Here is a 20282-nt window from a genome sequence, read left to right on the forward strand (position 1 = left end):
TCATTGAAAAATTTAACCACACTTATCAAAAAAGATTTTTGCAGGCACATACGTTTAAGAGCCTGGATGACTTATCTGCACAGGAGCAATCTTTCATAAATTTTCATAACAGCAATCATCGCTATAGCTCACAAGGGCATAAAACACCGAATGAAATGAAGGCTGTATTATTGCCAGCAGTTTATTACAATGAAACTGAACATCTGCCATCTCTTAAAGCAGGATTGGAAATAAAAATACCCCTTGAAAAAGGCTGTGTTTATTATATCCGCTTTATAAGAAGCGATTTAAAGCTTTATCTGCCAAACGAATCATTCACACTAAAGCCGGAGTTAAAATACAGTTATGTAGTAGCGGAAATAAACATCCATAACCATTCGTTGATCATTCGGCAAAATGGCCAAATAAAACAGGTATTTACTTATACCATAAATGCGATTGACTGGTAATCTTCTTGCTATATGTCAAAGAGCTAAAAAAGAAAAAGTGTTACCTATGTCTTGCTACAGTTTGGGGCCTTAACCGCCCTTAAGGGCATCCCCAAACGTGCAGCATTCTTAACGATACACGAAAAGTGTTACCTATGTTATGCTATACGACATTTAGCTATTAATAACATGCAGCTTTTTCACAATCAATTCCTTCACTTCATCAATAGCTTTCGGAAATATTTTTCTTAAATCAATTTCATCACTGCCGGGCAGTAAAGATTGCAGCTTTTTTATAAAAGTATTTTTGGTTTCCGTAGCAAGATTTATTTTGCCGATGCCGCAATGTATTGCTTCTTTTAACTGCTCATCAGGTATGCCGCTGCTGCCATGCAGTACCAACGCACAATTCACTGCGGCGCGTATTTCTTTCAACCTGTCAATATGCAGTGCTGGCGTTTCTTTATAAAAACCATGGGCATTGCCAATTGCAATAGCCAGCGCATCAATGCCTGTTGCTTCTGCAAAGCGTTTGGCATCATCAGCGCTTGTTGGCTCAAATGTATGCGACTGGTTCAGCTTGGCTATGTAGCCCAATTCAGCTTCCACATTCGCATTATATTGTCTTGCTGTTTTTACAACTTCTTTTGTGATGCGCACATTTTCATCAAAGGGTTTTTCACTGGCGTCTATCATCACGCTGTCAAAACCTGCATCTAAACATTGCTTAATTATTTCAATGCTGCTGCCATGATCAAGGTGCACCCAACCTTCCACGCCAAATTCATCCAGCATAACTTTTGCCATAGAGATGGCCGGTTTAAGGCCAAGGTATTGCAAAGAACTTTCACTTAACTGGAGGATAAGGCTGCTGCCGGTTTGTTTTGCTGCCAGCAACAATCCCTTTAATGTCTCGAAATTATAGAAGTTAACTGCCAGCAGGGCTTTACCCTCTTTGGTGCATGCAGCCAGCTTTTCTTTCATCGTCATTGTATGGTATAATTAAATTTTTTCTGCACTAACTTTCTTATAGAATGCAGGTCGGTAAAAGCTGTTGTTCCGCCATACGCTGTAGTATTCAGAGCACCGCATATTGCGCCCATTTCAGCGCAATCTTTTAAAGATTTATCCCGGATAAACTGGCGTATGAAACCCGCATCAAAACTGTCGCCCGCACCAATGGCATCAGCAAAATCATCATTGATAAACGCAGGCTGTTCTATCACTTCCTTTTTATAAAAAGCAATGGCGCCTTCAACACTGTTTTTTACAACAATGATGTTGGCAAAATCCTTTAAGGCCGCTATTGCCTCATCTGTATTTTTTTTATTTGTTATGTTTTTTAATTCTTCTGTATTGGGAAGGAATACATCAACATTCGGCAATAAATTTTCCCAGTCGCAATCCCATTTTTCATAGCTGTCCCATTGCGGATCGAGTGATGTGGTTAGCCCTGCATTTTTTGCACGTTTAAATAATTTTACAAGGCCGGGTTTTAATGCAGGCTGAATAAAAACAGAACTTACATGCAGATGTCTTGCGTTACACAACATAGCATCTGTAATGTCTTTTTCACTAAGCTCATTCATGGCGCCGGGATAGGTAACCATGGCACGGTTTTGTTCAAAATTGAAGGCTACCGTAATGCCTGTTTCAAGTGTATTGCTGCGGATAATATTGTTGATGCCTACGCCTTTCGCAACAAGGTCATCAAGAATTTTTTTACCAAAATCATCATTACCAATACACCCGCAATAATTTACGGAAACGCCCAGCGCACTTAGGTTTGATGCAAATATGGCTGAGCTGCTGCCGAGTGTGTAAACCATTTTGGCTGCAAGAATCTCTTTGCCTGTTTCGGGAAGCTGCTGAAGCCCGCTTAATATCAGGTCAATGTTTAATTCGCCTGTAACCAGTACATCAAATTTTTTTACCTGCACAGTTGTAAGTTTTTTTATCAGCAAATAAATTCATCGCCTCCCTGCATATTGAAGAAAACGGCCGGGTGCATCCCGACTTTTTATTTTTATCCCACCCTTGCAGGGAAGTAATCTTCAATTTTTCACCTGTTATTCAACCAGGCTCCGGCGTATTCATGAATATAATATTTACCAAAGCCAGGAATATTTAACTATTGTTTATTGCAGTCTTCCCTTCTTCAACCGGATAAATAGTAACCCCCTGCACAACCCTTGAGATTGCCCCGTTGATGGATGGATTATCGGGCGTTAAGCCTAAATTGAGGCTTTTGTAAAAAGCCAGTATCTGGCCTGCAACGATAGCGCATACCGGCAAAAAATCCTCATCTATTTGTTCTCCATCAAAGCCAAAATTTATCTGTGCATCCAGCGCAATAGCATCTTCTTTTTTTTCACTGATGCCTATCTCGTATAAAGCATGGTTCCCGTTTTTCATGGCATCGGCAAGGTCATATTCATATTGTTTTACATAATTATTATTGCTGAAAAAATATACCACCAATGTTTGTTCGTCAATTACGGCTTTTGGACCATGGCGAAGGCCAAGATAACTATCTTCTTTGCAAATAATTTTTCCATCGGTTAATTCCTGCAGCTTCAGGGAAGCCTCTGTTGCGGTTCCGAATAAATTGCCGGAGCCCAAAAACACAGCCCGCTTAAAATCTTTCGCTGCAGTTTCCTGCAAAGTGGTGAGCGCACCTGATAAAATATGCCGTGCTGCTTTAATTACCAGTTGTGTTTGTACCTTAATGGTTAAAGGCTGATTAATGTACGCTATCATCAACCCGGTTAACAGCATGCCCGAATAACTGCCTGTCATGGCAAGGCTTTTATCGTTTGCAGCTTTTGGCAATACAAAAACATATTTTGGATTCGCGGTTTCATATTGCGCCAGTGCACCATTTTCATCGCAGGTAATGATAAGATGAATGCATTTTTTTGAAAACCTGTCTGCCAGTTCAAGGGCAGCGCAACTTTCGGGGCTATTGCCGCTTCTGGCAAAAGATATGATGAATGAGGTATGATCCTTGTTAAAATAATCCTGCGGATGCGAAACAATATTGGTCGTTGCAATTGCTTTTGTATGAATACCTGTATGCCTGAAAAAAACGCCTTCGAGGGAAAGGCCTATAAAAGCACTTGTGCCGGCGCCGGTTAAAATAATATTATCGGCTTCTTTATATGCCCGGTTAAGAAATGATTGCATACCGCTGTTATGCTCAAGAAACAATTGTTCGGTTGCCTCCCATAATTCCGGCTGGCCGGCAATTTCGCAGGCAGTTAACCGGGCACTTTTTTTTTCTAAATAACTTTGCTGGAGACCGAGCAGTTGCATGAATGAAGGTTTGTAAAACAAAAGTAATGATTATATACTTATCTTTCAAAATCTTTCTTTTTTCTTCAAAATCTTTCTTTACTAATTAAAAATAAGTAAAGTTCAAACTTGCCTGCTATGGAAAATTCTGATATATTAGCTTAAATTTTACTTTATGGCTGAAAGAAAAGAAAGGTTTACCGTGTCAAGGCGAAAGAAAATACTGGAGCATATAAAAGAAACGGGCGAAGTGATGGTAACGCAGTTAAGCAAGGAATTTGGCGTGAGTGAGGTAACGATTCGCAACGACCTGGAGCACCTGGAGAGAAAAAATTTGCTGGTGCGCGCAAGAGGTGGGGCTATACATACAGAAAACCACGTGGGAATTGACCAACGCATTACGGATAAAAATAAAATTCATGCCGGGGAGAAGGCTGCTATTGGCAAGCTTGCTTCTTCTTTAATTAATGACGGCGATACTATAATTATTGACAGCGGCACTACTACGGCGGAAATTGTAAAGAATATTGGCAGCATAAAATACCTGAATGTAATAACCAATGCCCTGAATATAGCCAACCTGCTTGCTGCCTACCCAACAGTAAATGTAATAATTCCCGGCGGTTACTTAAGGCAAAATGCCATGAGCCTGGTAGGGCCGTTAGCCGAAAAAAACCTGCGGAACTTTTTTGTTGACAAAGTTTTTTTAAGCACCGATGGCTTTGATACAAAACAAGGTATTTCCACGCCCAATATTGACGAGGCGCATTTAAACGGAATAATGATTGAGATTGCCAAAGAGGTGATACTGGTAACCGACAGCAGCAAGTTTAAAAGAAAAAGCCTGGCTTTTATCTGCGGGCTTGATAAGATTAAAAAAGTGGTAACGGATAAAGGTATTGAGGCAGACGATAAGAAGCGGCTGGAAGATGCAGGGATTGAAGTGCTGATAGCGGAATAGGTTAGCTATATTTATTTTTCTCCGGGTTGCCCCTCATATCATACATGTTTAATATAACCAGGGTATTGTTTGTGAATTTATAATACAAGCGGTTATATCTTGCTACAAAACGGTTCTTACATCGGGTTTAGAAGATGATGGCTTTCCAATAAATGGCTGCTTTTTTAAAGTGCCAATTCTTTTGTCAAACCGGGTTAAAATTCATTCGCAGCATTACTGTGCCATTCCTTTTCAAGATTTATTAGTGAAGCGCTTTTTGTAAACTACTTTGCACAATCTTTTTTTGGAGGTGTAAACGAATCGGGAAACCATTATAAAACACATCACTCACTCAGCAACACAATCGCCACCGCAGCCATTATCAATCCAATCAATAAAACCGTTCCAGGAAAAACAGCATAAATAATTAATGAAATAATGATAGTGATTACAGGCGATAATCCCGATAACGGAACAACAATAATCGCTTTGCCGTAACGCAGGGCATATACCAAAGTAAGCGCCCCGATAGAGTTGAGAATTTGTATAATGAACCCCAGGTAAGGTCCTTTAAAACCCCAGTTGACAGGCTGCGAAAAATCGGTCATCCAGATGGCAAAAGGCGATAACAGTAAAGCGCCAATTGCCATATACATAAATATGCTTTCGGCTTTCATCGTGCTATTGCTGAACTTCATTACGTAAGCCTGTAGTCCCCACATAATAAAAACAATTACCGAAAGCCACAGCCAGCTATTGCCGGATGTTTCGCTGCCTGATAATTTCGGGTTGGCTAAAAATACCGCTGCAATAATGGCCAGTAAAATACCAGCCCAATGCCTCTTATTGGTTTGTTCTTTTAAAAACACAACAGATAAAATAATGGTAAGTACAGGAAACAACGATATTAACGGAAACACCATATAGGCCGGCCCTTCGCGCAGGGCTTCAAATAAAATCAATTGCCCGCCGGCGCCCAATATGCCAACCGTTAAGCCAAGCAATACGGAGCGCTTATCGGTTTCGGGCTTCCAGTTGATAATCTTCAAAGCCACCAGGGCGCAGGGCACCATAGTTAAACTCCATACAACGTAACCCAATGTTGCAGGAAAGCCTGCCTTTTCCGGTATTTCAATAAATGCGCCCCATACTCCCCAAAATATTGTTGTAATAATTGCATAAAACAGCCACAGCCTGGTTGACTTAATCATTTTGTTTATTTTATTGGCTAAAAATAACCATAAAAAAGTTTTTAATATTTTATTTTGTTATTATTTCTTTCGTTATCTTTGGATTTGTTATATATTTAGCCTTACGGTTTTTGAAGCTGAACTGGAAACGAAGCTGTTTTATACCTGGATATTTACATACATCGCTACTTAAGAAAATGCTTATGAAATGCGCTGCAAATTTTTAAATTAGCCATAAAGGCTATACCGTTTTTGCAGCGAATTACATGGGGCAATTAAAAACAAAAATTATACGAATGAAACCGAGCATGATAATTTTTTCTCACACAGGGGGAATGTACATAGCGAGGTTCCATGAGACATCTGAAAAAACAAATATGCACGAATGAAACGCCCATGTAAAATATATTCTTCACACAGGGGAATGTACATCAGGGCGTTCCATGAGACCATTGAAAAAACAAACTTGTACGAATGAAAAAAATTTTGTTATTGCCTTTATTATTACTCTCAACACTTTTTGCCTCAGCGCAAACAAGATCATTGCAAGGCAGGGTTGTTTCAGCAACCAATCAGCACGCGGTAAGCAAGGCTTCCATTATGATTAAAGATGGGAAATCATTCATTACAGATGATAGCGGCCATTTCAAAATTGAGGCGCCATCCGGGGCTTTTTCCTTAACAGCCAGTTCTATTGGTTTTGCATCGCAGGAGGTTGCAATAAATGCCGGCGATAATAATATTATCATACAGCTTGCTGAAACCGATAAGAGCCTGGGTGAAGTAGTTGTAGTTGGCTACAGCGATAAAAAGAAAGGAGAGCTTACCAGTGCCGTTGCCGTTGTTGATGCGGGTAAACTAAAAGATGTAACCACCAACGATGTGGGCAGCATGCTGCAAGGCAAAGTTGCCGGCCTTCAGGTAGTAAACAGTTCGGGCTTGCCCGGGGCAAGTGCAGAAATAAGGTTGCGCGGCATATCGTCTATTAATGCTTCGCAGTCGCCCCTGTATGTAGTTGATGGAATAATAGGCGGCAACTTCGACCCGAATGATGTGGAAAGCATCACTGTTTTAAAAGATGCATCTGCAACGGCTATGTATGGCTCACAGGCCAATGCCGGCGTAATTGTGGTTACCACCAAAAAAGCAAAAACGGATAAAACATCCTTTGAATTTAAAGCCACTACAGGTTTTCGCACGCCTGATTTTGGCAATCTTGATATGATGAACGGTGAGCAACTGTACAACTATCAGAAGGAATTTTACCGCGATTATATACCCGGCGATTCAGGCAATTCCTATAAAATTGACCTGCTGAAATTTTATGACGAGCGGCCGCGGGAACTGCAGTATCAAAACAACAACTGGATGGCGACAATCTTCAGCCCTGCCTTTATGCAGAATTATTATATCTCTATATCCGGCAAAACACAAAAAAATGATTATTACTTCGGCGCATCTTATTACAATGAGGATGGCACCTTTAAGAATACAAAATACCAGCGCCTTAATTTAAGGGCATCGTCAACTTTGCATTTCAGCCCAAAAGTATCTTTAACCAATACTATTAATATAAGCGGCATTACCGGCAAAAGCTATGATTACAATGATATTTATTATGCTTATTTAAACATGCCCTGGGATGATCCTTACGACAGCACAGGCCAGCCTGTTTATGTTGATGGCAATTCAACCTTTAAATGGTGGAGCCGCGATAAAATAAACCCTTTGCATACCATTGACCATTCAAATCATCCTTACAAAAGTTTTGATGTAAACTATGATCTCAATTTCAATTATCAAATAACCAACTGGTTAACTTTTTCAAGCACCAACCGTATTGGCGCAAGCTATGGCAAAAGCACCAATTACTACTCGGCTGAAGTGGCAGGCCAGTATAATGGAACAGGTTACCTGGATGAAAGCAGCACCTTAAATTACAGCGGCATTTCAAATGATCTTTTAAAATTCAGTTTCAGGTTTGGCGAGCACCAGCTAAGCGGCCTTGCCGGCGTTGCATTTGAAGGCGGCAAAACAGAAACGCTTGGCGCCACCGGCCGCGGGTTGCCCTTTAATTTAAGCGTATTAAATGTTGTATCAAGCAACCTTAGCGTAAGTGGTTACAACGACCGGTCTGCACTGGTATCTTATATATCGCAGGTTAACTATAGCTATAAAAACAGGTATTTTCTTACCGGTTCTTACCGTATTGATGGCTCAACCGCCTTCCAGGAAAGCAAGCGCTACGGTTCATTCCCCGCCATATCGGCTGGCTGGCTGGTAAGCAATGAAGGTTTCTTAAAAAACAACCCTGTAATAGACCTTTTAAAAATACGCGCCGGCTTTGGTATAACCGGCACGCAGGATATTGGCGCCTCCCGTTATCTTGGCTTATATTCATTAACCAGCCAATACAATAGTGAGTCTGCTGCAACACCTTCGCAATTGCCAAGCCCCAACTTAACCTGGGAGAGCAAATATCAAACTAACGTTGGTGTTGACATCAGTTTCTTTAAACATGTTTCCTTATCCGTTGACCTGTATAGAAACCTTACAAAGAATTTGTTGCTGCAGGTATCACAGCCTTTGTCCGTTGGCTTTGAAACAAGATGGGAGAACTCCGGCGAAATTGAAAACAAAGGCCTGGAAATCACTTTGTCAACCATTAATATTCAAAGCAAAAACTTTACATGGTCAACTGATTTCAACATCAGCTTTAATACCAATACTTTGCAGAAGCTGCCCGCAAGCTTTGTAAAAACAGGCGCCACATGGTCCATTTCACAGATATACCGCAACGGGGGTAATTTGTATGAATTTTATATGCCTGTATGGAAAGGCGTTGACCCTCAAACCGGCGCGCCTTTATGGGAAGTAGTTACAAAAGATGCAGATGGCAACGTTACCGCGAGAGAAACAACCTCAAGCTATGCAAACGCCACTTACCAGGAAGCCGGTTCAGCCTTGCCAAAGGGACAGGGCGGTTTTACCAATACATTTACCTACAAAAATTTCTCTTTAAGCGCCAACCTGTATTTTCTTTATGGCAATAAAGTATTCAGCAATGCCCTGCGCTTTGTAATGAATGATGGCAACGAACCTTACTACAATCAAATCGTATTGCCAAAAGGGTACAGCATCTGGACAAAACCGGGCGATATAGCTACCAATCCAAGCCCGCAAAATGCAGCCAATTCAACGGAAACTTCAACGCGATACCTGCAGAATGGCAGCTATCTTTCCATCCGCAACATCACGCTTGGTTACAACCTGCCGCAAAGTTTCGCAACGAGGCTTGGCCTGCAAAATATTGCCGTTGCGCTTTCTGCCGATAATGTTTACACCTTCACAAAGTTTCTTGGGCAGGACCCGCAAACCACCATTGTTTCAGCCACTTATACAACACCAGGTGTAAGCGATTTTAAATATCCAAACAACCACCAGTATTTATTAAACATCAACGTAAAATTTTAAGCCATGAAGAGAATAAAAAAGATTTTTATGTTACCGGCAGTTGATGCTTCGATTAAACATTGTTGTGTCACTCCCTTGTACGGCAGTATTTCATGGCAGCGTACTTCAACGTTGTTGCAAGGAACGAAGCAACCTGAATCCTGCAAAAGCAGGCTGCCTGAAGATGTGAGCAACGTTAAATTGCAATCATCACAAACTATAACAACATCAAACCATAACCAATCAGATTGCTTCACTGCGTTCGCAATGACGTCATCATTATCACAACAAAAAATACAATCACCATTCTTTTTAAGCATAACAACGTCAGTTTTTCTTAGCATTTGCAGTACAATCAGGAAGTTTATAGTTTCCCCTTTAGGGGGCGGAGGGGGCTTTATTGCAATACTGTTGTGCATGATAACGTTCAGCAGTTGCCTTAAAGATGTAACGCCAAGCGATTCCATCACAACAGAAGTGCTTACCTCAACAACAGAAGGCCTGACCAATGCGGTTAACGGCGCCTATGCTTTGTTTAAAGACCATGTAGAGTTCAATGGCACATCCGACGATAATAATATGTACCTGCGCCAGTATTTCCAGTTATCAGATTTTGCCAGCGATGATATTGTTTGCGCACAAACAACAACAGACCCTTTGTACTACAGCTTTAGCTTAGACCATTCGCCCACACAAACCAACACAAGGTATTTTTGGTACATCTCTTATAAGATAATTAATGATTGCAACACCGTTATTGAAGCAGTGGAAAAAGAGTCAACAGATGATGCCACCAGGAAACAGTTGCTGGGCGAATGTTATTTTTTAAGGGCACTTGCACATTTTAACCTCGTAAAATTGTTCGCAAGGCCTTACACGCAGGATAAGTCATCTGCCGGAATTATATTGAGGACATCTACCAGCGACCCTTCAGAAAAAGCAAGGTCAACCGTAGAAGAAGTGTATGCACAGATTGTTGCCGATGCATTAAAAGCCGAGGAATTAATGGATGCATCACGCGGTGTTCAATATGCCAGCAAAGAAGCCGCCGAAGCGCTGCTTTCCCGGGTGTATTTATATATGGATGATAATACCAATGCAGCGGCTTATGCAACCAAAGTAATTAACTCCGGCAGGTTTTCATTAACAACGGCAACCACATTTCCGCAACTGTTTGCCAATGCAGCGAGCGCCACTGAAACCATTTTCTGTATTGCGTTTACCTCTAATGAAGATTATGGCAAATTCGGCTCTATCGCTTCCATGATTTACAGCGACGGTAACAGCGGCTGGGGCGAAGAATTTGCCACTTCCTCATTGAGAGATTTAATGAGCGGGCATGAGGAAGATGTGCGCTGGGATTATATTGTACCGCTGGAAGATGGCAGTGGCGGCATTACAAAAAAGAACGGCATTGAAACCTACTACATCAGCAAATTCTCCTTCCAGGATGGCAGCCCCACATTAAGTTCCCCCATCATGTTCCGCCTGGCAGAAATGTATTTAAACCGCGCAGAGGCTGAAGCAAAAGAAGGCGATACAAAAGCGGCATTGGATGATGTGGATGTCATAAGAGAGAACCGCGGTTTGGAAAGCAGCTTATATAACGGCACCATTCCGGCCGGAACAACCTTGCTGGATGTTGTGTTGAATGAAAGGCGCATAGAGCTTGCCTTTGAAGGCCAGCGAATTTTTGATGTTTACCGTAACAATAAAGAACTGAACCGGGTCTATTGGGGTTATCATTTGCCCGGCCTGAAGGAAACGGATATTGACCTTTCAAAAACGCCAACAGGGTATGATAATATGATTATTGAGCCAACAGATAACCGCATTATTTATTACATACCGATTGACGAAATACAAAGCAATACGTTGTGCACGCAAAACCCGTAATGCGCCCAAATGTTGGTCAAACGCTTTCAAAGCATCGGGCCAATAACAAACGCATCAAAAAAATAATTAGCAAAGCAGGTTTATAAAATCATTACAATGAAAAAAACAAATCTTACCATTTTAATTGCCGCATTAATTGCCGCCGCTAATTTTTCTTCCTGCAAAAAAGATTCGGATAACCCGCAGCCGTTTGTATTTTACAGTGTAAGCATTGACGGGGCAACGGTAACATTCACCAACGCATCTGAAGATGCCGTTAGTTACACATGGGATTTTGGGGATGGCACCACTTCAACAGAAGAAAGCCCCGTGCATACGTACCCGGGCAAAGGCAAATATGTGCCAACCTTATATGCCACAACATCCGCAGGCGTTACAGGCGAGGCGTCAACCGTAATAAATATAGCCAAGGTTTCAGGAATAAAGCTTGACGATAATACGCTGTCTGACTGGGATACGATTGCGTATAATATGGTAACCGGCGGAACAAAATCAGGCAATTTCATTACAGCCAAATATGATTATGATGCCAATTATGTATATATCTGTTTTGAGCAGAACACCACGCAGGCCGCAGGCAATATTTACGACTTATATTTAGATGCAGACCTGGATCTGACGACAGGTTATACAACAGGCGGAATTCCGGATGGCGCTTACGATGTGTTATTGGAAGGCAGTATTCTCGGCGGCTGGCTCGACCCATACTATTTTTCCGGCGCCACCCAGTCTGCGTTTAGCTGGACGTATCAAAGCCTGAACGAGTTTTATAAAATAGGAACTATAGAGCAAAGCGGCAGTGTTCAAAAGTTTGAATTTGCGCTCAGCAGGAGCAAGATAAAAGGATTAACCGGCAAAGGGTTAAGAATAGGCGTACAGGTAGCCGCAAGCGACTGGAGCGCCACTATCGGTTACTCACCTGACGAGGGCAGCAGTGCGTTTTACCTGGATATGAGCGAGTAAGTATGCCTGAAGCTTTTAAAATGGTGAATACACCAGGAAGCTATACAAAACAACAACTTAATTATAATGCCCGGCTGTTGGGATGCATTTCAAATTTTCGCCGCTTACCTGATTTTCCGGTCGGGGGGCACTGACTGGTAGCAGGCATTCTTGTTTAAAATCTAACCAACCGGCAATTAAACTCCTGTAATTTTATGAATAATATAAAACTTACCTGCGCTGCTGCGCTGCTAATTTTTCTTACACAGTGCAGCAAGATCGGCAATCCCGTACTCTACACGCCACCTGCAACCGACACCGTTTATTACGATGAAAGCGATGACGACTTTGCCAACCCGGAACGGGGGTTTTATTATGCAACAGAAACGTATGTATCAAATTATGAACCGCTTGATGCAGCAACAATGAAAACCTGGCGCACCTTGCAGCAGGCAAGCGATGGCAATTATAAAATTTACAGCACATTAGTGTTTAGAAATATAATCCTGGATGGTTTTACCAATAAGGATTTAACGCAGGATGTTTTGAATAATATAAGCGCCGACTTTAATTCAGCGCGTGAGGCAGGCATGAAGCTGATTCTTCGTTTTTGTTATACTATTACAGCTAACAGCGGCGCCTGCCCGGAAGGTTTTATTTGCCCGGCTTATGGCGATGCGCCAAAGAGTATTGTATTGGCCCATATAGCACAACTAAAATCTTTGCTGCAGGATAATGCAGATGTAATCGCCTGTATGCAGATGGGTTTTGTTGGCACTTGGGGTGAAAATTATTACAGTGATTATTTTGGCGACCCTTCTTCTAATGGTAGTGGAAAATTATCAGACGAGAACTGGAGCGATAAAAGTGAAGTTTTAAAGGCACTGCTCGATGCATTGCCGCAAAGCCGCATGATACAGGTGCGCACACCACAAATGAAACAGCGGTATGTGTATGGTGTTGATGCACCCACTTCATCCGCGGCGTTAACAGAAACAGAAGCTTTTAGTGGCAGCGACATTGCACGCATCGGTTTTCATAACGACTGCTTTCTTTCATCAGCAACCGATTATGGTACCTATGATGACTACGGCAACTCCTCAACAGAACGCGGAGATGCCTATTCCATATTACATACATACGCAGCCGCCGATGGAAAATACACGGTTGTAGGCGGTGAAACCTGCGATGATACCTATAGCCCTGAAAATAATTGTGAGAACAGCGGCAAAGCGCAGACTGAAATGGCCAACATGCATTATAGTTTTTTAAACAGTGCTTATAACAACGATGTAAATAATGACTGGGAAACCGAAGGCTGCATGGATGCTATAAAAAAGAATCTTGGCTACAGGTTTGTTTTGCGCGATGGGGTTTTTCCGGAGGCACCGGTTAAAGCAGGCATGCAGCTCGCCTTTGCATTAGATATAAATAATGTTGGTTATGCTTCGCCTTATAATGAAAGGCCACTGCAGGTTATCATGCGCAATCAATCAACAAAGGAAGAATTTACATTTGATGTAAATGAAGATGTTAGAAAATGGTACACCGGCAATCATTCCGTCAACATAAAAATTATTACGGATAACAGTATGCCTGCCGGTGATTATGATTTGTTGTTGAACCTGCCTGATGCAGCGTCTTCCCTTGCAAACATGCCTGAATATTCAATACGTTTTGCCAACGATAATGTTTGGGAAGAAGCAACAGGCTATAATAAACTCAATGTAACAATAACCATACAGTAAGAAGCTGATGTTTTAAAAGACACACACCTGTCAAACTTCTTTCGCAAAGCAGTGTACTGTAAAAGGATATCTGCTGCAAAAAAGGCAACCTTACCGGCTGCCCTTTATTAGAAAATTAATTTTAATCAATTATAACTACAGGCTTTTCAACAAATCATTTGCCTGTTTTACATAGTCATCATTCTTTGCAGCAGCAGCAAGTTCTATCGTTTTTTCTGCGCTGGCTTTAGCGCCGGTTTTATCGCCAAGCTCTTTTTGAATACGTGCTTTCAGCATATACATAAAGAATGCATCTTTATTAGTTTCGATGGCCTGATTCACATTCTCCAATGCCTTTGCATAATCTTTCTCATACTCATAATAAAAACCGGCAGCCTGCCAATAAGGTTTGTTATCAGTTTTCAAAGCGGCTTCAATACTCGCCCTTGACTTGTCTTTGAAATTTGTTGTAACAGGAACAGCAACCATTGTGTTACCCCACATCAGCATAAGGTTGCAGCTTTCGGCTGTAATGTTTAAAAGCTCTATGGTAAATGTTTCCATATTTAAGCCGGGAACATTTACAGCGGGCACTTTAAAGCGCGCCACATCATCGCTTTCCTTATACCCGTCAGTACCAGAGTTGTTAAACCCTTTGTTCAAAATAATTTCCCATTCATTCGCATTGGGAATAGTGTAAAGCGCATACGAACCTGTATCAACAGCCTTCCCGCCAAAGGTTACTTTTTCAGAAAAGGTTAAACGTGTTGCCTGGTTGGCGCCGGTGCGCCATAGCTTACCAAGCGGGGCAAGAGCGCTGTTTTCTGCGAATAACGTTCTTCCTTTTATTGAAGGCCTTGAATAGACCAGCGTTATTTTGCCGATCCCAAAATTTTGCACAACCGTTGCCGTTGGGCTTAATTGCGGCAACGGTACTTGTGGCAGATACTACATTACAGGCTAATACAATCATTAGCGGCAGCAGGATTTTTTTCATATAATCATAAATTGTTTGCTGCAAGATAAAAAGCTTTCGGCAACTGTATTTACAGCTCCGGTAACAATAAAACCAATTTGGACACAAACATTAATAACCGCTGTCAATAATTGCTTTAAAAACGCTGCATACAATTTTTACATGTGCATTAATTACCTAAAAAGGTTTATAAGTTGATGCCTGATATTTTTTTTATACAAACTACATTTGCCTGCAATTAGTAGCCAACGAACTAATTTTCGATTGCATGTTCTTATTACGATAAAATTGCTAATACTTAAAAATTCCCGATCATGAAAGATTTAGTCCCCGCTTATGTTCAATCTTTTTCTATTGTAAACAAGCCTTGAAAGATTTAAGCCAGCGAAAATAATATTGATTAATTACTGCAGGTTGATTTGAAACCAGGGTTCGTTCCGAATCCTGGTTTGATACAATGCATTAATTAAATAGTATATGTATTTCTTATAGTTTATTCAATTGCACACAATATGCAGCAACCGTATGCTTTTCCTGGCATTCATAATCGTTGCAGGCATTCTCTTTAATAATTTTTATTCATTTCAAAAAACCTTGTTCATGAAGAAAATCCCGCAGATCAGAGCAGGCCTTATTGTTTGCCTGCTTTCCTGTTTTTACATGGCCGCAGGCCAAACAAAAACCATAACAGGCCGTGTAACCGACAGCGCACAAAACGGCCTCCCTAATGTTACCGTAAAAATTAAAAATCAATCCGGCGGCACGGCAACCGACGCCTCGGGCAATTTTTCCATTAATGTGCCTGGTGCAGGCGCTGTGCTGGTGTTTAATTATATTGGAATGAAAGCGCAGGAAATTGCGGTAGGCGATCAGTCAACCATAACCGTAACGCTATTGGCCGATAATGAGGCTTCTACTTTAAATGAAGTGGTGGTAATTGGTTATGGCACGGTGAAAAAATCAGACCTCACCGGCGCTGTGGCTACCGTGAAAGGAGACCAGTTAATGGATAAACCAGCGCCCAATGTTTCCCAGGCGCTGCAGGGCAAAGTGGCGGGGGTGGATGTAAGCATTAACAGCAATGCGCCTGGCGCAGGAGCAAAAGTGCGGGTGCGTGGCATTGGCTCCATTAATTCCAATATAGACCCGTTGTATGTGGTGGATGGCGTTATTGGCGTTGATCCTAATTCAATCAACCCGAACGATGTGGCTTCACTTGAGGTATTAAAAGATGCTTCTTCCACGGCCATCTTTGGCGCCCGCGGCGCTAATGGCGTGATCATTATTACCACCAAACGCGGAAGAAAAGGCGGCACCACTGTTTCTTACGACGGCAACGTGAATATGGTGGACCTGTACCGGCATTTAAAAACACTTAACTCTGATGAGTTCATACAAATATATAACCTGGCTTATGCCAATGGCGCTAAATGGGACCCCGACGGAGCCGTGCAAACACCGCCCATGGCATTAAACCATAACAACTTTCCCTTACTGTTTGATGCCAACGATAAGCCGCTGTATAATACCAACTGGGAAAAAGAAACATATAAGCCTGCCTTCTCACAAAGCCACCAGCTTAACTTCCAGGGCGGCAGCGAGAAGTCGTTGTACAGCCTTTCATTGGGATATCTTGACCAGAATGGCCTGATGATAGAATCGTGGTTCAAGCGTTATTCCGCAAGGCTTACGCTGGATAATGATGTGAACAACTGGCTGAAGGTGGGCGGCAATATCAATGTGATAAAAAGCACACAGCGGATGGTGTCTGATGCAAACGGCTCTTTAAATGTACCCAGAATGGTTACCGAAGAAGTGCCGATTGTACCGGTAAAATATCCTGACGGCACATGGGCGGGCAACAATGATATAGCAGGCCTGGAAGGCGGCCCTAACCCGGTTAACATTGCCAAAAACAGATATACCCTCAACAACAATATGCAGATGCTGGGTGATATTTACCTGCTGTTTCATGTAACCAAAGACCTTGATTTTAAAACGGATTTCGGGTATAATGTAAACTCGCAGAAAAATAACTTTTATTCATCACAGCAACTGGCGCACCTTTCGCAGGATCAGGGCGGCGTGGCCAATATAAATGCGTATTCCACTTATTACTGGCAGAGTGAAAACTACCTTACCTACAATAAAACTTTTAAAGGGAACCAGAAATTAACCGGGCTGCTGGGTATATCATTCCAGAAATACAATAATGAAAGAGTACGTTCAGAAACACAGGACTTTATTGATGATATATTCCAGTGGCATTACCAGCAGGCAGGTTCTGTAAGAAGCGCCAATGAATCGCAGGATTATCAATGGACGATGAATTCCTACTTTGCCCGTGCCACGTATGATATAGCCGGCAAGTATTTCTTTACAGCTACGGGCCGGTATGACGGATCTTCCAAATTCGGCGAGAACAACAAGTATGCGTTCTTTCCTTCAGTGGGCGCAGCATGGCGTTTATCTGAGGAAGATTTTATGAAGAACAACGCTTCCATTTCCAACTTAAAACTCCGGGCGAGCTATGGCGTATCGGGCAACCAGGAAATAGGGCAGTATCTTTCCATTGCACAGATACAGCCAAGCACTACGGTACTGAACGATGCTTCTCAATCCACTTTACTGCCAAGCTATATAGGCAACCCCGATCTTAAATGGGAAAGATCATTGCAACTGGATGCCGGCCTTGAATTAGGGCTTTTTGCAGACCGCATCAGTCTTAACCTCGACTTTTATACACGCGATACAAAAGATTTGTTATTGCAGGCTCCGATTCCCTGGTCTGCAGGGCTCGTAAATGCTAACGTGTACAGAAACATAGGATCGGTAAGAAATACAGGCCTGGAAGTAAACCTTACCACGGAGAATATTAAAGGAAAAAATTTTACATGGACTACCAGCTTCATTTTTGCCACCAACAAAAACAAGGTGCTGAAGCTGAATGATGGCAATGCAGATATTTTTCCGGGCCCCAATTTTCTCGGACAGAATTTTATCATCCGGGTAGGCGAGCCTATTGGTTCGTTTTATGGCATGACACGCCTGGGCACTTACAGCGATAAAGAAGCGGATGAAGCAGCCGAGCATGGTTTAAAAACTGGCGACAGGAAATATATTTATAACGATGATGGCAGCAACTACTACAGCATTATAGGCCAGGCTTATCCTAAATGGACGGGCACATTCAGCAGCAGCATGAGCTATAAAAACTGGGACTTTAGCTTTGATATCCGTTTTGTGGAAGGTGTAAACACAGCCGCAAACTTTAAGCACTCTTCCGAAGACAGGCAAACCATTGCCAACAGCCTTGCCACCGTGTTAGATGCCTGGACACCCGACCATCAAAACACCATGATTTCGCAGGTGCGTAATTATAAATATGCGCAGGATTCGCACTTTGATACCTGGTGGGTGGAAGACGGCTCATTTATACGCGGGCAAAACTTTGTGCTGGGCTATACGGTGCATACGCCTTCCGCAGCCAAAGCGAAAATCCAGAAGCTTCGTTTTTATGCCAGCGTGCAAAACCTGTTCATCATTACAAAATATACAGGGTACGATCCTGAAGTGGATACATTCAATTCCGGATACGGCGCCAATGGCTCCTTCTCTCAAAACTTAGACTTCTTTGCCTATCCCCGCCCACGCACCTGGAATCTGGGCGTATCGCTTGTATTTTAAAAACAATATGGCTTTATGAAGCAACGAAGAAAATCATCAATCATTAATGAAAAATAAATAAGATGAAATCAACAAAAAATATATGGATGGCCATGCTGCTATTGCTTGCCTGCTCCTGCAAAAAATTCCTGGAAGAAAACCCAACCAATTTTTTAACGCCGGAATCAAATGTATCCAGCAGCAAGGTAGCCCGCGCTTTTGCTGATGCCGGCTACCAAAACCTGCAGGGAAGCATGCTGGGCGGCCAGTCGTCTTCTTACGGCGGCAATACCTGGAACCTCATGGAGTTTGTTACCGGCAAATCTGGCAGCGACCTGGGCCAAACAGGCTTTGTAACTTTTCAAACCCTGGCTTACAATGCCACCTCATTTTATTTTGATACATGGTGGCAAAACCTGTATAAAGGCATCGGCGCCTGCAACCTGGCTATTCAGAAAATACCGGATATTACGGCCTCCGATTTAACGGATGCCGATAAAACAAACATGCTGGCAGAGGTGCATACGCTGCGCGCCCTGTATTATTTTTTCCTGGTTAGAATGTATGGCGCTGTTCCGAATGTAACGGTTGTTCCCACAGATATCAACAACCTGAAACTATCAAGGTCGCCGGCAAAAAATATATACGACAGCATTATCATCCCCGACCTGTTAACCGCAGAAGTATCCACACTTGCGTGGAGCGATAATACAGGCCGCGTTTCTATGGGCGCAGTAAAAGCCCTGCTGGCAGATGTATATCTCACTTATGCCGGCGCTGCTATAAATGGCGGAGATACGTATTATGCAGAATCAGCAAAACGTTCGCTTGAAGTAATTCAAAGCGGCAGCTACAGCCTGTTTCCTGCATATACCGATATGATAGACCCGGCCAATAAAAACACAGGTGAATTTATTTTCCAGGTGCAGTATGCAGCGAGCGTGCCTTCTACCAACCCGTTAACGCCGCTTACCATTCCAAACTATTCCGGCATATCAGAATATTCTGATGAATACGGCTCTGTTTATCCTACTGACGAGTTTTATGCTTCCTTCCCTGCAGGTGATAAAAGGGCGCAGGAAAGGCAATTCTTTTACAGTAAATACAAAAGAAAAGCGCCGGCCACAGATACAGTATATTTTTCTCATCACTACATATACAAATGGTTCGATTCTGTTGCAGTTACCAGCACGGTAAAGTCTGATCTGAATTATACTTTATATCGTTTGGCCGATGTTTATCTTATGTATGCAGAAGCATCCAACCGGGCGGAAGGCAGCCCCAACAGCAATGCCATTGCTTACGTAAACGCCATCAGGACCAGGGCCAATCTTGCGCCCATAGGCAGCATGAGCCAGGCAGATTTTGAACAGGAAGTATGGCTGGAGCGTTATTATGAATTATGTTTTGAAAACAAAATGTGGTTTGATATGATCCGCACCCGCAAAGTGCATAACGATGTTACAGGCAACTGGGATGATTTTATAGGGCATACCACTACCGCAGGCGCAACCTTTGCCGAAAAGCAATTGTTGTTTCCCGTGCCACAGCAGGAAATTGACGTTAACCCCAACCTGCTGCCGAATAATACGGGCTATTGATATAACATTAAGCACAAGCTTCTGATCTGGGGTGTATTTTCAAACCGCTTCATTCATTGGGGCGGTTTTTGTTTTAATGCCAGTACTATAATTGGACTGCTCCCAAAGCAAGACATAGGCATGCAATAAAAATTTGTTTAAATTGATGAAGTATTCCCCTGCAATACAG

The 20282-nt window shown here is 42.3% G+C and carries 13 protein-coding genes and 1 pseudogene; 8 read left to right on the forward strand and 6 right to left on the reverse strand.

The window, feature by feature from the left end:
* Positions 1–449: pseudogene (locus QM629_RS05840) on the forward strand (hypothetical protein); the annotation flags it as partial.
* Between the two features lie 153 nt (positions 450–602).
* On the opposite strand, the gene QM629_RS05845 reads toward QM629_RS05840, so the two are convergent.
* The 3 genes from QM629_RS05845 to QM629_RS05855 all read right to left on the reverse strand — a co-directional run bounded on the left by QM629_RS05845 (position 603) and on the right by QM629_RS05855 (position 3743).
* Positions 603–1418, reverse strand: a complete 816-nt coding sequence (locus tag QM629_RS05845) for a class II fructose-bisphosphate aldolase (RefSeq protein WP_415158148.1) — start codon at positions 1416–1418, stop codon at positions 603–605.
* The gene (locus QM629_RS05850; protein WP_415158150.1) at positions 1415–2368 is read right to left on the reverse strand and encodes a carbohydrate kinase family protein; all 954 of its coding nucleotides are present in this window, start codon (positions 2366–2368) and stop codon (positions 1415–1417) included. Before QM629_RS05850 ends, QM629_RS05845 begins: the two co-directional genes overlap by 4 nt.
* A 187-nt stretch (positions 2369–2555) precedes the next feature.
* Complete coding sequence (locus QM629_RS05855) at positions 2556–3743, reverse strand: SIS domain-containing protein (protein ID WP_415158152.1); 1188 nt, start codon at positions 3741–3743, stop codon at positions 2556–2558.
* Between the two features lie 154 nt (positions 3744–3897).
* Here QM629_RS05855 and agaR point away from each other — a divergent pair, with 154 nt between their 5' ends.
* Positions 3898–4683: a transcriptional repressor AgaR gene (gene agaR, locus QM629_RS05860; RefSeq protein ID WP_415158154.1), complete on the forward strand. Its 786-nt coding sequence runs from the start codon at positions 3898–3900 to the stop codon at positions 4681–4683.
* Positions 4684–5006: 323 nt separating this feature from the next.
* Here agaR and QM629_RS05865 read toward each other — a convergent pair whose 3' ends face one another.
* Positions 5007–5873, reverse strand: a complete 867-nt coding sequence (locus tag QM629_RS05865; protein WP_415158156.1) for an EamA family transporter — start codon at positions 5871–5873, stop codon at positions 5007–5009.
* Between the two features lie 453 nt (positions 5874–6326).
* Between QM629_RS05865 and QM629_RS05870 the strand changes: the two genes are divergently transcribed.
* Positions 6327–9326, forward strand: coding sequence for a SusC/RagA family TonB-linked outer membrane protein (locus QM629_RS05870; protein WP_415158158.1), 3000 nt, complete (start codon positions 6327–6329; stop codon positions 9324–9326).
* On the opposite strand, the gene QM629_RS05875 is transcribed toward QM629_RS05870, so the two are convergent.
* Positions 9323–9625, reverse strand: a complete 303-nt coding sequence (locus QM629_RS05875; RefSeq protein WP_415158160.1) for a hypothetical protein — start codon at positions 9623–9625, stop codon at positions 9323–9325. The genes QM629_RS05870 and QM629_RS05875 overlap by 4 nt on opposite strands.
* Positions 9626–9722: 97 nt before the next feature.
* Here QM629_RS05875 and QM629_RS05880 point away from each other — a divergent pair, with 97 nt between their 5' ends.
* From QM629_RS05880 to QM629_RS05890, 3 genes are all read left to right on the forward strand, one after another.
* Positions 9723–11201, forward strand: a complete 1479-nt coding sequence (locus QM629_RS05880) for a RagB/SusD family nutrient uptake outer membrane protein (protein ID WP_415158162.1) — start codon at positions 9723–9725, stop codon at positions 11199–11201.
* 96 nt (positions 11202–11297) lie between these two features.
* Positions 11298–12164 carry a PKD domain-containing protein gene (locus QM629_RS05885; protein WP_415158163.1) on the forward strand — a complete coding sequence of 289 codons (867 nt, stop codon included), beginning with the start codon at positions 11298–11300 and terminating at the stop codon, positions 12162–12164.
* Between the two features lie 194 nt (positions 12165–12358).
* Positions 12359–13891 carry a DUF4832 domain-containing protein gene (locus QM629_RS05890; protein WP_415158164.1) on the forward strand — a complete coding sequence of 511 codons (1533 nt, stop codon included), beginning with the start codon at positions 12359–12361 and terminating at the stop codon, positions 13889–13891.
* Positions 13892–14026: 135 nt separating this feature from the next.
* On the opposite strand, the gene QM629_RS05895 is transcribed toward QM629_RS05890, so the two are convergent.
* Entirely contained in the window at positions 14027–14800 is a 774-nt protein-coding gene (locus tag QM629_RS05895; protein ID WP_415158165.1) for a DUF2911 domain-containing protein, read from the reverse strand.
* 646 nt (positions 14801–15446) lie between these two features.
* Between QM629_RS05895 and QM629_RS05900 the strand changes: the two genes are divergently transcribed.
* Together QM629_RS05900 and QM629_RS05905 are read left to right on the forward strand one after the other, a co-directional pair.
* Complete coding sequence (locus tag QM629_RS05900; protein ID WP_415158166.1) at positions 15447–18533, forward strand: SusC/RagA family TonB-linked outer membrane protein; 3087 nt, start codon at positions 15447–15449, stop codon at positions 18531–18533.
* 62 nt (positions 18534–18595) lie between these two features.
* Positions 18596–20113: a RagB/SusD family nutrient uptake outer membrane protein gene (locus QM629_RS05905; protein WP_415158168.1), complete on the forward strand. Its 1518-nt coding sequence runs from the start codon at positions 18596–18598 to the stop codon at positions 20111–20113.
* Positions 20114–20282 lie beyond the last annotated feature (169 nt).

The sequence above is a fragment of the Parafilimonas sp. genome (assembly GCF_047606085.1).
Taxonomy (GTDB): Bacteria; Bacteroidota; Bacteroidia; order Chitinophagales; family Chitinophagaceae; genus Parafilimonas.

Coding starts and splice junctions, on each gene's coding strand:
- agaR (WP_415158154.1), top strand. CDS start 3,898: ATGGCTGAAAGAAAAGAAAGGTTTACCGTGTCAAGGCGAAAGAAAATA.
- QM629_RS05905 (WP_415158168.1), top strand. CDS start 18,596: ATGAAATCAACAAAAAATATATGGATGGCCATGCTGCTATTGCTTGCC.
- QM629_RS05870 (WP_415158158.1), top strand. CDS start 6,327: ATGAAAAAAATTTTGTTATTGCCTTTATTATTACTCTCAACACTTTTT.
- QM629_RS05845 (WP_415158148.1), bottom strand. CDS start 1,418: ATGACGATGAAAGAAAAGCTGGCTGCATGCACCAAAGAGGGTAAAGCC.
- QM629_RS05885 (WP_415158163.1), top strand. CDS start 11,298: ATGAAAAAAACAAATCTTACCATTTTAATTGCCGCATTAATTGCCGCC.
- QM629_RS05865 (WP_415158156.1), bottom strand. CDS start 5,873: ATGATTAAGTCAACCAGGCTGTGGCTGTTTTATGCAATTATTACAACA.
- QM629_RS05855 (WP_415158152.1), bottom strand. CDS start 3,743: ATGCAACTGCTCGGTCTCCAGCAAAGTTATTTAGAAAAAAAAAGTGCC.
- QM629_RS05880 (WP_415158162.1), top strand. CDS start 9,723: ATGATAACGTTCAGCAGTTGCCTTAAAGATGTAACGCCAAGCGATTCC.
- QM629_RS05890 (WP_415158164.1), top strand. CDS start 12,359: ATGAATAATATAAAACTTACCTGCGCTGCTGCGCTGCTAATTTTTCTT.
- QM629_RS05900 (WP_415158166.1), top strand. CDS start 15,447: ATGAAGAAAATCCCGCAGATCAGAGCAGGCCTTATTGTTTGCCTGCTT.
- QM629_RS05875 (WP_415158160.1), bottom strand. CDS start 9,625: ATGCTTAAAAAGAATGGTGATTGTATTTTTTGTTGTGATAATGATGAC.